Here is a 13,664-nt window from a genome sequence, read left to right on the forward strand (position 1 = left end):
TCAATTTGCGATTCTGTACGGAGATCGGTTCATCAGGCCAACCTGGTGAAATCAAGGCCTGCCTGACGGCAGGCCGTTACCGGCCCGCACACAAAAAATCTGACACTTCCCAGCCCTGTAATACTCGGGTAGTGCCGTACACGAACCCGATCAGCAGAATGGCCACCAACAACTTGCGAGCATGTGCCCACCGATGGCGCAGGGCCACGAAGTACAGCGCCAACAGCGTAAACCCGCTGGATGCATGGCCACCCGGCCAGCAACGGCCATCGCCGGGTTTGCTCCATAAAGAGAAGTTTTCGAACCATTCGACCCGGGGCTGCGAACCGCCATACAGCGTGGTTTCCACAGGGCAATACACGCTGGTATGGCTTTTCAGGTAGTGAATCACGGTGGTGCTCAGTGCGAACGCTACCACCACGAACAACAGGTCGCGTCGGTGTTGGGTGGTAAAGCGCAGCACTGATGCAATACGGACCTTTTCCAGCGCTTGGGCAAGGCCCAATTGGGGGCGGTTGGCCAAGCGCGGCCAGATGAACGACAGCAAGCTGCCTATGACGGCCAGTTCACCGGTCCAGTCCGGCAGGATGCGTGGCCATTTGTGAGTGACTTTCTCGAATAACGGGTTGTGCAGCAGCGGGAACTGGCCAGTGGCCGGGTCAAGCAGCAGGTTGCTGATCCAGCGATCGAAGTCTGTGAGGTCGAAGGCCATGAACACAATGGCGGCCAGCAATAGCGGCAGCAGCAGGTTGTTGCGGTAGAAGGTGGCGCGGGAGGGCATGTTCAGAGTTCCTTGGCATCAATGAGAGTGTGCCATTCACTGGCCGCCATTTGGCCCAGCACCTTCGTCTTGCCATCGTTGCCACGCGTGATGAACAGGGCGCTGGCATAGCTGTTCGATGTTGCGCTGGAAGGCGCTTTGAGTGCCTGCTCCAGTTGTTCCATGCAGCCGCTGTGGCTGACCAGCACGAGGTTGTGGCCTTTTCGCTTGAGGGCAAAGGCATTTTCGGCAAAGTGGCCGTCACACTGATTAAGCCAGTCTTGTGTGGCAATGGTTTTACCGAACATGGCTTGTGCGGTCTGCCGGGTTCGCACCTCTGGGCTGGTCCAGACATCAACTGCGCCCAGGCCAAGGTGTTGCAACCCGAGGCCTACATCGGTGGCCGCCTGCCTGCCCGCGACGGTGATGCCGCTGGGGTCATTCAGGCACGCATCACTGGAGCGGTCGCAGCGTTCGGCATGGCGCAATACGACAATCACCGAGCCTTTCGCCCAATCGGTATACAGCCCACTGTGCTGCAGGTGATGGGGATTGCCCAGGTTGGGGATGGCCGCGCGCTGCTGCGCCCAGGCTTGCGCTACGCCGAACAAGAGCAGCAGGCACAACACCACCCATTGCGCCGTGCCCCAAGGCCATTGGTATATCGGCGCAAGCCGTGAAACGGGGGAGTCGTCGATCACGTCGTGCAGCATCTTTGCCACTCCAGTCAGTCTGCTCCATGCGAGAGCGTCGGCACTGTAGGCAGTGGAATGTCGGCAGAGGGTGAGGCGGGTGTGAAAAAAGCCTTGCGCTGATGGGCGTGCGGTGGAGGTCAAGCCGGATGAGAGGGTAAAAATGAAACCGGTTTCAAAACCTGTCTGAACGCGCTAGATTATTCGGCTGTCTTCTTGATGGCCTATCAAGATCACCTCTTTATTGAAAATCAGATGGCGCTTATCAAGGCCACCCCCACAGCCGATGAGGATTCGCAATGCCTGAGCATGCCCCAGACAACCCGCGCAGGGATTTTCTGCGCAAGACCTTGACCCTGATCCCTGTCGTTACAGTGGCCAGTACAGGGCTTGGCGTGGGCGCCAGCCAGCTGCTTGCGGCCCCGCAACCGCATCAGCAACCGAAAGTGCCGGCCACGCCGCCTGCGGGCAATTATCAACCGACATTCTTCAACGCCGAAGAATGGGCTTTTGTACAAGCCGCCGTGTCGCGCATCATCCCGGCCGATGAGCTTGGCCCAGGGGCACTGGAAGCTGGCGCCGCCGAATTTATCGACCGGCAAATGAACACCCCCTACGCGACTGGTGCGCAGTGGTACATGCAAGGGCCCTTCAACGCCGACGCCCCGCCCGAGCTGGGCTACCAGCTGCAGCTCAGCCCGCAACAAATCTACCGCCTGGGCATCGCTGCCGTGGACGGCTGGTGCAAGGCCAATGGCGGACAGTTTTTTGCTGCGCAAGATAGCGCTACCCGGGACCGCATTCTCAGCAAGTTGGAGGCAGGAGAGCTGGTTTTCGAAACCGTTCCGGCCAAGGTGTTCTTCAGCCTGCTGGTGCAAAACACGCGCGAAGGGTTCTTCTGCGACCCGATTCATGGCGGCAACAAAGGCATGGTCGGCTGGACCCAGATCGGCTTCCCCGGCGCCCGCGCCGACTTCATGGACTGGGTCGAGCGCAATGAGCCTTACCCGTTCCCGGCTGTATCGATCCGTGGTGAGAGGGCCTGAGGCATGGCGACTGTGTTGAACAAAGTGGATGCGGTGATCGTCGGCTTCGGCTGGGCCGGTGCGATCATGGCCAAAGAGCTGACCGAGGCCGGGCTGCACGTGGTAGCCCTGGAGCGGGGGCCGATGCAGGATACCTACCCCGAAGGCAGCTACCCGCAGGTGATTGATGAGCTGACCTACAGCGTGCGCAAGAAGCTGTTCGTCGATGTATCGAAAGAAACCGTCACTGTCCGCCATAGCGTGAATGATGTGGCATTGCCCAATCGCCAGCTGGGCGCATTCCTGCCGGGCAAGGGCGTGGGGGGCGCGGGCCTGCACTGGTCGGGTGTGCACTTCCGGGTCGACCCCGTCGAGTTGCGCCTGCGCAGCCACTATGAAGAGCGCTACGGGCGCACGTTCATTCCCGAAGGCATGACCATCCAGGACTTCGGTGTCAGTTACGAAGAGCTGGAGCCCTATTTCGACTTTGCCGAAAAGGTCTTTGGCACTTCGGGCCAGGCCTGGACCGTCAAAGGCCAGGTGGTCGGTGAAGGGAAGGGCGGCAACCCCTATGCGCCGGACCGTTCCAACCCGTTCCCGCTGCCCGCGCAGAAGAACGTTGTATCGGCAAGGCTGTTCGAAAAGGCTGCCACCCGCCTGGGCTACAAACCCTACAACCTGCCGTCGGCCAACACGTCGGGACCATACACCAACCCCTACGGGGCGCAGATGGGGCCGTGCAACTTCTGCGGTTTCTGCAGCGGCTACGTGTGTTACATGTACTCCAAGGCCTCGCCCAACGTGAATATCCTGCCGGCGCTGCGCCAGGTGCCCAACTTCGAGTTGCGGCCCAATGCCCATGTGCTGCGGGTGAACCTGGACGACCGCAAGCGCAAGGCCACCGGCGTGACCTACATCGATGCCCAGGGGCGCGAGGTGGAGCAACCGGCAGAGCTGGTGATTCTGGCGGCTTTCCAGTTCAACAACGTGCGTCTGATGCTGCTTTCCGGCATTGGCAAACCTTACGATCCGGTGAAGAACGAAGGTGTGGTCGGGCGTAACTTCGCCTATCAGAACATGGGGACAGTCAAGGCGTTCTTCGACAAGGACACCTACACCAACAACTTCATCGGCGCGGGTGGCAATGGCATTGCCATCGACGATTTCAACGCCGACAACTTCGACCATGGCCCGCACGGCTTCGTCGGCGGTTCGCCAATGTGGGTGAACCAGGCCGGTAGCCGGCCGATTGCCGGTACCTCCAACCCGCCGGGCACGCCGGCCTGGGGCAGTGCCTGGAAGAAAGCCACGGCCGACTACTACACCCACCAGGTGTCGATGGACGCCCACGGCGCCCATCAGTCCTACCGTGGCAATTACCTGGACCTGGACCCCACCTACCGCGATGCCTACGGACAGCCGCTGCTGCGCATGACGTTCGACTGGCAGGAAAACGACATCAAGATGAACCAGTTCATGGTCGACAAGCTGAGCAAGATCGCCCAAGCGATGAACCCCAAGGCCATTGCCGTGCTGGGCAAGCAGGTCAAGGACCACTTCAACACCGCCAGTTACCAGACCACCCACCTGAACGGCGGGGCGATCATGGGCACCGACCCCAAGACCAGTGCACTGAACCGCTACCTGCAAAGCTGGGACGTACACAACGTGTTCGTTCCGGGCGCTTCGGCGTTCCCGCAGGGGCTGGGTTACAACCCGACCGGGCTGGTGGCTGCGCTCACCTACTGGTCGGCCCGCGCCATCCGTGAGCAGTACCTGAAAAACCCCGGTCCGTTGGTCCAGGCTTGAGGAGCGATGAGCATGAAGACACTGTTGATCGCCACCCTGGTGCTGGGTGCCGGCGCGGCTGCACAGGCCGTAGCGAATGACGATGCACAGGTACGCCTGGGCGAGTACCTGGCCCGCGCCGGTGACTGCGTGGCCTGCCATACCGCCAAAGACGGCAAGCCCTTTGCCGGTGGGTTGCCGATGGAAACGCCGATTGGCACGGTGTACTCCACCAACATCACCCCGACGGCCAGTGGCATTGGCCAGTACAGCTTCGAAGACTTCGACCAAGCCGTGCGCAGGGGTATCGGCAAAGACGGCAGTACGCTCTATCCGGCCATGCCATACCCGTCGTATGCGCGGGTCAGCGAGCAGGACATGCAGGCGCTGTACGCCTATTTCATGAAGGGCGTGGCGCCTGTCGAGCAGGCGAACAAGGCCTCTGACATTCCCTGGCCGCTGAGCATGCGCTGGCCACTGGCAATCTGGCGCGGCCTGTTCGCACCAGAGGCCAAGCCCTGGCAGGCATCGGCGACAGCTGACCCTGTGGTGAACCGCGGCGCGTACCTGGTCGAGGGCCTTGGGCATTGTGGCGCTTGTCATACGCCGCGGGCGCTGACCATGCAGGAAAAGGCCCTGAGCGCGGCCGATGGCGAGCAGTTTCTGGCCGGCAGCGCGCCGCTGGAAGGCTGGATTGCCAAGAACCTGCGTGGCGATCACAAAGATGGCCTGGGCAGCTGGAGCGAAGCGCAGTTGGTGCAGTTTCTCAAGACTGGGCGCAGTGATCGCAGCGCCGTGTTCGGCGGCATGAGCGATGTGGTCGAGCACAGCATGCAGCACATGAGTGATGCCGACCTGACCGCTATCGCCCGCTACCTGAAAACCCTGCCGCCGAGTAATCCGAATGACCAGCTGCATGTGTACGACAAGCAGGTCGCGGATGCGCTATGGAAGGGTGACGACAGCAAGCCTGGGGCGGCGGTGTACATCGACAACTGCGCGGCCTGCCACCGCACCGACGGGCAGGGCTACACCCGCGTGTTCCCGGCTTTGGCCGGCAACCCGGTGGTGCAGACTGCGGATGCCACGTCGCTGATCCATGTGGTGCTCGCCGGTGGCACGGTACCGGCAACGCACACTGCGCCGTCGAACTTCACCATGCCGGCTTTCGGCTGGCGTCTGAGTGACCAGGAGGTTGCCGAGGTGGTGAATTTCATTCGCAGCAGCTGGGGGAACCAGGGCAGTGCCGTCACCGCCGGTGATGTGAAGTCGCTTCGCTGACGTGTTTTTCTGCGCCCTCGCCCGTAGGAGCGGATTTACCCGCGAACACGGGCGAAGCCTGTGCCATCCCTAACCCCGACCCCGTAGATCTAAATCTATTAATATCAATGATCTATGCAATATTCTTAATGCGATTTAACATTTCCTGTTTTCGTGCCCGACCAACGGCCTGTTGACGAACCCGCGCATTTTTGCTGTATTGAAACCGGTTTCATCACTATTAAAACAATCATAAGGAAAACCCATGACCGACGCGCCTGCCCATACCCGCGAACGGGTCACCATCAGCGAAGTGGCGCGTGTTGCTGGCGTTTCCAAAGCCACCGTCTCCCGTTACATCGGTGGCGACCGCCAATTGCTGGCCGAAGCCACGGCCAAGCGGCTGGAAGAGGTCATCGAACGCCTCGGCTATCGCCCCAACCAGATGGCTCGCGGCCTCAAGCGCGGCCAGACGCGGCTGATCGGCATGCTGGTGGCCGATATCCTCAACCCCTATTCAGTGGCCGTGATGCACGGCGTGGAAACCGCCTGCCGTCAGCATGGTTACAGCCTGGTGGTGTGCAACACCAACCGCGACGACGAGCAGGAGCGTCACCACCTGGTGGCCCTGCAGAGCTACAACGTCGAAGGGTTGATCGTGAACACCCTCGGTCACCACCCCGGCGAACTGCTCAACCTGCAGCGTGACATCCCCATGGTGCTGGTCGACCGCCAATTGCCCGAGCTGAATGTGGACCTTGTCGGCCTGGACAATGCTGACGCAGTCGAGCAGGCCCTGGACCACCTGCAAGCCCAGGGCTACCGCGACATCCTGGCGGTCAGCGAACCCCTCGATGGCACCAGTTCACGTCTGGAGCGGGTGCAGGCATTCGGCGCGTCGATCAGCCGTCGGCCGGGCATGCGTCAGCAGGTACTCGAAATCGGCGCCGGGCTGCAGGGCCAATTGGCTTCGTTTCTTGCCCACAGTGGTCATGGTCCGCAAGCCATCTTCACCTTCAACGGCGTTGCCACCTTGGCGGTGACCCGGGCGCTGCTCGAGGCCGGGCGCAACCTGGTTACCGATGTCGGGTTGATCGCCCTCGACGACCTCGACTGGTACCCCTTGGTCGGCAAAGGCATCACCGCGCTGGCCCAGCCCACCGAGCGTATCGGCGTGGCGGCCTTCGAAAGCCTGCTCGGTCGTTTGCGCGGCGACAGCGGCGCAGCCCGGCGCATCGACTTCAAAGCCAACCTGATCATCCGCGGTTCAACCCAACCCCAGTAAGAAAACGGCAGGCTTTTGCCTGCTGCTGATCAAAAATGAAACCGGTTTCATAAGGACAAGAACAATGCAAGCGAACCCCGTTTCCATCAGTCTCTCCAGCTACGGCGCTGATTTTGTGCGCCAACGTGGCCAGGAGCAGTTTCTGGACCTGCTGGCAGCCGCTGGCGTCAGCCGCGTCGAATTGCGTGAAGAATTGTTCGCCAGTGCACCGGACGCAGCTGCGCTGGGCAGGGTCATTGCCGCACTGCGCCTGGAATGCCTGTACTCCACCCCCCTTGAACTGTGGACCGCGCAAGGCGTGCCCGACCCGCTGCTGGTGCAGAAGCTGGAAATTGCCCGGGCGCTTGGCGCGGTGGCGCTGAAGGTTTCCTTGGGGCACTTCGATGAGCACTGCGATGTGACGGCGCTGGCGTCGCTGTTGCCTGCGCATGGGCCTCTGTTGCTGGTGGAAAACGATCAGACCGCACAAGGTGGCAGGCTCGAACCGATGCTGCAGTTTTTCCAGCGTGTCGACCCGCTTGGGCTGCGCCTGGGCATGACGTTCGATATCGGTAACTGGCAGTGGCAGGACGAGCCTGCGCCGCAGGCTGCAAGACAGCTAGGCCGTTGGGTGCGCTATGTGCATTGCAAGGCTGTGCAGCGCCGGGCCGATGGCCGTCTGGTTGCCATACCGCCGCAAGCAGCGGACCTGCAGGCGTGGGCAGCGCTGATGGCCGAGTTCGCGCCGGGCGTGGTGCGCGCCGTCGAGTACCCCCTGGTGGGCGAAGACCTGCTGGCGCTGACCCGGGCCCAGGTGCGTCACCTTTCTGCACTGGGCGCTGCGCAGGAGCTGGACCATGCATGAACATGACGTGCTGTGTTTCGGCGAAACCATGGCCATGTTCGTCGCCGAGCAAGCCGGCGATCTGGCCGGTGTCGGCCAGTTCGGCAAACGCATCGCCGGCGCCGACAGCAATGTGGCGATCGGCCTGGCGCGGCTGGGTTTCAAGGTGCGCTGGCTGAGCCGGGTAGGTGACGATTCGTTGGGCCGTTTCGTGCTCGACAGCTTGCGCTGCGAAGGCCTGGACTGTTCCGGTGTCGAGGTGGATGCCATCTACCCGACGGGTTTTCAGCTCAAGGCCCGCAGCGATGATGGCAGTGACCCGGCAGTGGAGTACTTTCGCCGCGGTTCGGCGGCCAGCAGGCTGTCACCTGCGATGGTGAGCCCCGTTTGGCTGCAGGCTTGCCACGTGCACGCTACCGGTATTCCGCTGGCGCTGTCGGACAGCTCGCGGGCGCTGTCCCACGCGCTGCTGGACGCAATGCGCGCAGCCGGGCGCAGCATATCGTTCGACCCCAACCTGCGCCCCTCGCTGTGGCCCGATCAAAGCAGCATGGTGCGAGAAATCAATGCCCTGGCGGCCAAGGCCAACTGGGTTTTACCGGGGTTGGAGGAGGGGCGGTTGCTGACCGGTCAGCAAACGCCGGCCGATATCGCCGCGTTCTACCTGGACCAAGGGGTGGAATTGGTGGTGATCAAGCTGGGCGACGCTGGCGCCTACTTCCGCAGCGCCAAGGGCGAAGGGCAGGTAGCCCCCGTGCCAGTCAGCCGCGTGGTGGACACCGTCGGTGCAGGTGATGCCTTTGCCGTCGGTGTGCTCAGCGCGCTACTGGAGGGCCGTCCGGTAGCCGAGGCGGTAGCGCGCGGCAACTGGTGCGGCAGCCGTGCCGTGCAGTCGCGGGGCGACATGGAAGGGCTGCCGCTGCGTCATGAACTGGAGGCCTACGACCTGCGCAGAAGCGCATGAGCCGACCCCGAATCACCTGTTGCAACAAAAACAACAAGCTCAGGAGAAACAAACCATGCAAAGCCAAAGCCTGGCACCTCGCCGCTGGTGGTACATCATCCCGATTGTGTTCGTCACCTACAGCCTGGCGTACCTGGACCGCGCCAACTACGGCTTCGCCGCCGCCTCCGGCATGGCCGAAGACCTGCACATCACCCCGGTGCTGTCTTCGTTGTTGGGTGCGCTGTTCTTTCTCGGTTACTTCTTCTTCCAGGTGCCCGGCGCCATCTACGCTGAAAAGCGCAGCGTGAAGAAGCTCATCTTCGTCTGCCTGATCCTGTGGGGCGGCCTTGCCACGCTTACCGGCATGGTCAGCAACGTCTACATGCTGATCGGTATCCGCTTCCTGCTCGGGGTGGTGGAGGCTGCGGTCATGCCGGCCATGCTGGTGTACCTGTGCCATTGGTTCACCCGGGCCGAGCGTTCGCGCGCCAACACCTTCCTGATGCTGGGCAACCCGGTGACCATTCTGTGGATGTCGGTGGTGTCGGGTTACCTGATCAAGCATTACGACTGGCGCTGGATGTTCATCATCGAAGGCCTGCCCGCCGTGATCTGGGCGTTCTTCTGGTGGCGCCTGGTGGATGACCGCCCGGCCCAGGTGGTTTGGCTGAGCGAGCAGGAAAAGGCCGCCCTGGCGCAGGCGCTGGCTGCCGAGCAGCAGGGTATCAAGCCTGTAAAGAACTACCGCGAAGCGTTCCGCTCGCCGCAAGTGATCATCCTGGCGCTGCAGTACTTCTGCTGGAGCATCGGCGTGTATGGCTTCGTGCTGTGGCTGCCGTCGATCCTCAAGCAGGCGGCGAACGTCGATATCGTGCAGGCCGGCTGGCTGGCCTCGGTGCCCTACCTGGCGGCGGTGCTGGCGATGGTGGGCGTGTCCTGGGCGTCGGACCGCTTGCAAAAGCGCAAGCGCTTCGTCTGGCCGCCGCTGCTGATTGCCGCGTTGGCGTTCTATGGTTCTTACGCCTTGGGCAGCGAGCATTTCTGGCTGTCGTATGCATTGCTGGTGGTTGCTGGTGCCTGTATGTACGCACCCTATGGCCCATTCTTCGCGATCGTGCCCGAGATCCTGCCGGCCAACGTCGCAGGCGGCGCCATGGCGCTGATCAACAGCATGGGGGCGCTGGGCTCGTTTGGCGGTTCGTGGCTGGTGGGCTACCTCAATGGGGCTACGGGCGGGCCCGGCGCTTCTTATCTGTTCATGTGCGGTGCGCTGCTGACTGCAGTGGCGCTTACCGCTGCACTCAATACTTCCCAGACCTCTGGCCGAGCAAAGCGCGATAGCTCGCGTCTGGCCATGAACCATTAGGAAATCTGCAATGAAGAAGCGAATCGTCCTGTATAAACGCCTGTCAGACGACTTGATGGCACGCCTGCAAGATCGCGTCGAGGTGACCTGGGTGGATACTACCCAGCCCGATGGCCTGGCCCGCCTGCGCGATGCGTTACCGGGGGCGCACGGGTTGCTGGGGGCCAGCCTGCGCCTGGATGCCAGCCTGCTCGACCTTGCCCCGCAACTCGAAGTGGTGTCGAGCGTTTCGGTAGGCGTGGACAACTACGACATTGCTGAACTCAGCAGGCGTGGTGTGATGCTGACCAACACGCCCGACGTGTTGACAGAAACCACGGCCGACACAGGCTTTGCCTTGATCCTGGCTACCGCCAGGCGGGTGGTGGAGCTGGCGAACTGGGTGCGTGACGGCCGCTGGCAGGCCAACTTGGGGCCGGCGCATTTTGGCAGTGATGTGCACGGCAAGACGCTAGGCATCGTCGGCATGGGCCGGATTGGCGAGGCCCTGGCCCGGCGCGCGGCCGCTGGCTTTGGCATGCGCGTGCTGTATCACAGCCAGCGTGCCAAGCCCGAGGTGGAAGCACGCTATGCCGCATGCCAGTGCAGCCTGGATGAGCTGTTGCAGCAGGCAGACTTCGTTTGCCTGACGGTGCCGTTGAGCGCCAGCACCGAAGGCCTGATAGGCGCACGGGAACTCGCGTTGATGAAGCCTGAGGCAATCCTGGTGAACATCTCACGCGGGCGTGTGGTGGATGAGCAGGCGCTGATCGAAGCGCTGCGGGCCAGGCGCATCCGCGGAGCGGGGCTGGACGTGTTCGTGCACGAGCCACTGCCGACCGACTCGCCGCTGTTGCAGCTCGATAACGTGGTAGCGACCCCACACATCGGCTCGGCGACCGAGGACACCCGCCAGGCCATGGCGCGTTGCGCGGTGGACAACCTGCTCAGCGCGCTGGCCGGTGAGCGGCCGGTAAACCTGGTCAACGGCTGACGCGCCCCGGTTCCCACAGGGGCCGCGCAGCCTTTGAAACGGTCAGCGGCAGTTGCCTGCCTTGCGATACCCCGCTGCCTGCGCTTCACCTTCGTTTGCGAAGGTAACCTGGTTCTTCGCTGTAACCTGGTTGTAGCCCGGGCAGCCGACTGACAGGTGATAGACGTGGCTGTTGCGGTTGCCAAGCACGGCGCCAACCGAACCGGCGCTGGCCAGGCTTGGTTTGGCCTCTGGCTTGGCCGCTTTTACCGGCACCGCCTCTACCACGCCGCTGCCAACCGGCTTGTAGCCGGCGGTCCATTTGCGTTCGCCGCTTACGAACGGGTTGGCATGGCCCATGATCGCGGCAATGCGCCGGTCGCGTTCTTTCTCCCAGGCCGACACCGGGTGTTGCTTGTCCCAGGCCATCAGCAGCTGTTGCTGTTGGCGCGACATGTTCAGCTTGTAGCGGTCGAACATGTAGAACGTGGTGCGGGCCACCAGGCCTTTGACTTCGTCACGCGGTTCGGCGGTGCGCTGGACGAAATCGACCTTGGTGGTGCATTGGCCGTATTCGCCGGCATTGCCAGTGACCATGCCGTAGTTGAAGTTGCTGCGGTCACCGTTGACCTCACCCACGGCCGGGTAAAGGTTGAACAGGTCGGCCTCCATGGCGCGGAACACCGGGTCGTTGTCCACGCAGTGCTCACGGCCGCCGTTCTTCCAGCACTGGCGCTGGTTGCCGAAGGTGTGGGCGGGCACGATGTGTTCCCACTCGGTGCGTTCGGCACGGTTCTGCTGCTTGCGCGTCTGGTAACCACACGAGGCGGCATCGATGCGCCCGCCAGACTTGCCCACCCAGGTCCATTTGCAACCGCAGTACAGGTCGCCCATGGCACTGCTGGCCTGGTCCAGGTAGACCTTCTGCTTGGCCACCACCTTGGCTTCGGTGAAGGTGGTCGGCGGGTTGGCCAAGGCAGGGAGGGTAAAGGAAAATAATAAGGTTACGGCGTAAAGCAGTGATTTCATGGGGAAAACATATTTCAGGTTGGGCCGCGCATTGTAATGGTTTCCCCGGGGCTGACCAGCTCGCGGAGCCATACCAATGGTCGGCCAGGGTCGTCGCTGCCCATACGGCTGAAGGTGGTTGAGTCGAGCATGTCCCGCACCTGGGTGCCCATGCGCAGCAGGTGCTCGACGAAACCGGCACCGACGTCACCGTAATCCTCCAGGGAAACCCCGCTCTGGTTGTGCTGGATTGCCAGGTGGTAATGACTGACACCATCGCCGTTGCCGCTACCGCCCAGTACCACCGTGAAGCGTGGGCCAAGCAGGGTGGTCAGGCGTTGCTGCACCAGATCGAGCAGGGCGACGGGTATTTCATTTTCGCGCAGTGATGTAGGGAAACAGGGTGTGAACGGAGGCATGAGGGTGTCCTGCTGGGCGGGGTTCGAGTGCTGGCCAGCTTAGGCAAGGTGATTGTCAACTTGGGTAAAGCGGGGGTAAAAGCGGGTAATGCTCAACCCCCGTGCTGCGCGGTTCATTTCAAGAGCAGCCTCAGAAGGTCTGCCCCAACGAGAACTGGAACACCTGGGTTTCGGCGTTATCCGGCTTTTTCAATGGCGCCGCCAGGCTGAAACTCAGCGGCCCCATCGGGCTGTACCAGGTCACGCCAACCCCCAGCGACACAGCCATCTGCGCCAGGTCGACGCTGCCGCAGCCTTGGGTGGTGGACAGGTAGCAGGTGTCGGCATATACGTTGCCGGCATCGACAAACACCGAGCTGCGCAGCTGGCTCTGGTCCTTCACGAAGGGCAGCGGGAACAGGTACTCGGCACCGCCGGTAATCAGGATATTCCCCCCCAGCACATCGGTGTCGCGGTCGGAATAGTAAGCCTGCCCAGCGCTGGAATAGGCCCCGGTAGCCGGTGTGCTGCGCGGGCCGAGGGTGCCGTCCTTGAACCCGCGTACCGACCCCTGCCCACCGGCGTTGTAGCTTTCATAGAACGGCAAGCCGTCGGTGGAGCCATAGCCGTTGCCGTAGCCCAGGTTGGTGTGCAGGCGCAGCGTGGTGTTGCTGGTGACCGGCAGGAAAGCCTGGCCGTTGTAGTCGAGCTTGTAGAACGACAGGTCGCTGCCAGGGGTGGTAGCCATCAGCGTCAGGCTCTGCGAGTGGCCCCGGGTGGCTAGCACGCCTTTGTTGAGGGTAGATTCCGACCAACCGATCGACGCCTTGAGGTTGTTGAAGCTTTTGCCTTCGCGGGAGATGAAATCGTAGATCTCGTCAGCGCTGTAGGTGCCGGGCGAAATGTCGTCGTGCTGCAGGGTCAGGCCGTAGGTCAGGCGCGAGGTTTCGTTGATCGGGTAGCCGAAGCTGACCCCGGCGCCGTAGCTGTTGATTGCATAATACGAAACCCCATCGTCGTAGTAATCGCTGTAGTCGGTGCTGTTGTAGAACAGGTTGTAGCCCAGGCTCACGCCGTCGGCGGTGAAGTAGGGGTCGACGAAGCCGAAGTTGTACTTGGTCTGGTATTCCGAACGGGTCAGGCCGATGGATACCTTGTTACCGGTACCGAGGAAGTTGCTCTGGCTGATCGAACCCCCCAGGATCAGGCCGGCGCTCTGGGCGAAACCGACGCTGGCGGTGATCGAACCCGAGGCCTGCTCTTCGACGCTGTAGTTGACGTCGACCTGGTCGTCGGTGCCAGGCACCTGCGGGGTCTCGACGTTGACTTCCTTGAAGAAGCCCAGGCGCTCAAGACGGGTC

General features: G+C 62.3%; 13 protein-coding genes. 8 read left to right on the forward strand and 5 right to left on the reverse strand.

The genetic code is table 11. The features are described 5' to 3' along the window. Positions 1-76: 76 nt before the first annotated feature. Positions 77-781 (reverse strand): phosphatase PAP2 family protein, encoded by a 705-nt coding sequence (locus I8746_RS26445; RefSeq protein WP_259674210.1) that lies wholly within the window; start codon positions 779-781, stop codon positions 77-79. 2 nt (positions 782-783) lie between these two features. Continuing rightward, the gene (locus I8746_RS26450; protein ID WP_221101191.1) at positions 784-1,473 is read right to left on the reverse strand and encodes a histidine phosphatase family protein; all 690 of its coding nucleotides are present in this window, start codon (positions 1,471-1,473) and stop codon (positions 784-786) included. A gap of 278 nt (positions 1,474-1,751) precedes the next feature. On the opposite strand from I8746_RS26450, the gene I8746_RS26455 reads away from it, so the two are divergent. From I8746_RS26455 to I8746_RS26490, 8 genes are all read left to right on the forward strand, one after another. Beyond that, positions 1,752-2,498, forward strand: coding sequence for a gluconate 2-dehydrogenase subunit 3 family protein (locus I8746_RS26455; RefSeq protein ID WP_221101192.1), 747 nt, complete (start codon positions 1,752-1,754; stop codon positions 2,496-2,498). 3 nt (positions 2,499-2,501) lie between these two features. Continuing rightward, the gene (locus I8746_RS26460) at positions 2,502-4,286 is read left to right on the forward strand and encodes a GMC family oxidoreductase (RefSeq protein ID WP_004374955.1); all 1,785 of its coding nucleotides are present in this window, start codon (positions 2,502-2,504) and stop codon (positions 4,284-4,286) included. Between the two features lie 12 nt (positions 4,287-4,298). Then, a complete protein-coding gene (locus tag I8746_RS26465) occupies positions 4,299-5,546 on the forward strand; it encodes a cytochrome c (RefSeq protein WP_221101193.1) in 1,248 nt (415 codons plus the stop codon). A gap of 244 nt (positions 5,547-5,790) precedes the next feature. Beyond that, the gene (ptxS, locus tag I8746_RS26470; RefSeq protein ID WP_221101194.1) at positions 5,791-6,810 is read left to right on the forward strand and encodes a transcriptional regulator PtxS; all 1,020 of its coding nucleotides are present in this window, start codon (positions 5,791-5,793) and stop codon (positions 6,808-6,810) included. A 64-nt stretch (positions 6,811-6,874) separates the two neighbouring features. Beyond that, complete coding sequence (locus I8746_RS26475; protein WP_221101195.1) at positions 6,875-7,654, forward strand: sugar phosphate isomerase/epimerase; 780 nt, start codon at positions 6,875-6,877, stop codon at positions 7,652-7,654. Beyond that, positions 7,647-8,597: a sugar kinase gene (locus I8746_RS26480; protein ID WP_221101196.1), complete on the forward strand. Its 951-nt coding sequence runs from the start codon at positions 7,647-7,649 to the stop codon at positions 8,595-8,597. The genes I8746_RS26475 and I8746_RS26480 overlap by 8 nt, the downstream gene beginning before the upstream one ends. 55 nt (positions 8,598-8,652) lie before the next feature. Beyond that, complete coding sequence (locus I8746_RS26485; RefSeq protein ID WP_221101197.1) at positions 8,653-9,945, forward strand: MFS transporter; 1,293 nt, start codon at positions 8,653-8,655, stop codon at positions 9,943-9,945. A gap of 10 nt (positions 9,946-9,955) precedes the next feature. After that, positions 9,956-10,918, forward strand: a complete 963-nt coding sequence (locus I8746_RS26490) for a D-glycerate dehydrogenase (RefSeq protein ID WP_014756875.1) — start codon at positions 9,956-9,958, stop codon at positions 10,916-10,918. 42 nt (positions 10,919-10,960) lie between these two features. Here the strand turns inward: I8746_RS26490 and I8746_RS26495 are convergent, their stop codons facing one another. From I8746_RS26495 to bamA, 3 genes are all read right to left on the reverse strand, one after another. Next, the gene (locus I8746_RS26495; protein WP_012052218.1) at positions 10,961-11,926 is read right to left on the reverse strand and encodes an endonuclease; all 966 of its coding nucleotides are present in this window, start codon (positions 11,924-11,926) and stop codon (positions 10,961-10,963) included. A gap of 14 nt (positions 11,927-11,940) precedes the next feature. Beyond that, positions 11,941-12,324, reverse strand: a complete 384-nt coding sequence (locus I8746_RS26500) for a hypothetical protein (protein ID WP_012052219.1) — start codon at positions 12,322-12,324, stop codon at positions 11,941-11,943. Between the two features lie 130 nt (positions 12,325-12,454). Next, positions 12,455-13,664, reverse strand: a 1,210-nt coding sequence (gene bamA, locus I8746_RS26505; RefSeq protein WP_221101198.1) for an outer membrane protein assembly factor BamA, incomplete at its 5' end; no start/stop codon positions are given.

The organism is Pseudomonas sp. USTB-Z (genome assembly GCF_019691255.1).
In the GTDB taxonomy this organism is placed as follows: Bacteria; Pseudomonadota; Gammaproteobacteria; order Pseudomonadales; family Pseudomonadaceae; genus Aquipseudomonas; species Aquipseudomonas alloputida.

What these genes read in the sequence shown, in the direction of transcription:
- I8746_RS26475 (WP_221101195.1), top strand. Translation starts at nt 6,875, where the DNA reads ATGCAAGCGAACCCCGTTTCCATCAGTCTCTCCAGCTACGGCGCTGAT.
- I8746_RS26485 (WP_221101197.1), top strand. Translation starts at nt 8,653, where the DNA reads ATGCAAAGCCAAAGCCTGGCACCTCGCCGCTGGTGGTACATCATCCCG.
- I8746_RS26445 (WP_259674210.1), bottom strand. Translation starts at nt 781, where the DNA reads ATGCCCTCCCGCGCCACCTTCTACCGCAACAACCTGCTGCTGCCGCTA.
- I8746_RS26450 (WP_221101191.1), bottom strand. Translation starts at nt 1,473, where the DNA reads ATGCTGCACGACGTGATCGACGACTCCCCCGTTTCACGGCTTGCGCCG.
- I8746_RS26500 (WP_012052219.1), bottom strand. Translation starts at nt 12,324, where the DNA reads ATGCCTCCGTTCACACCCTGTTTCCCTACATCACTGCGCGAAAATGAA.
- I8746_RS26495 (WP_012052218.1), bottom strand. Translation starts at nt 11,926, where the DNA reads ATGAAATCACTGCTTTACGCCGTAACCTTATTATTTTCCTTTACCCTC.
- I8746_RS26490 (WP_014756875.1), top strand. Translation starts at nt 9,956, where the DNA reads ATGAAGAAGCGAATCGTCCTGTATAAACGCCTGTCAGACGACTTGATG.
- I8746_RS26455 (WP_221101192.1), top strand. Translation starts at nt 1,752, where the DNA reads ATGCCTGAGCATGCCCCAGACAACCCGCGCAGGGATTTTCTGCGCAAG.
- I8746_RS26480 (WP_221101196.1), top strand. Translation starts at nt 7,647, where the DNA reads ATGCATGAACATGACGTGCTGTGTTTCGGCGAAACCATGGCCATGTTC.
- I8746_RS26460 (WP_004374955.1), top strand. Translation starts at nt 2,502, where the DNA reads ATGGCGACTGTGTTGAACAAAGTGGATGCGGTGATCGTCGGCTTCGGC.
- ptxS (WP_221101194.1), top strand. Translation starts at nt 5,791, where the DNA reads ATGACCGACGCGCCTGCCCATACCCGCGAACGGGTCACCATCAGCGAA.
- I8746_RS26465 (WP_221101193.1), top strand. Translation starts at nt 4,299, where the DNA reads ATGAAGACACTGTTGATCGCCACCCTGGTGCTGGGTGCCGGCGCGGCT.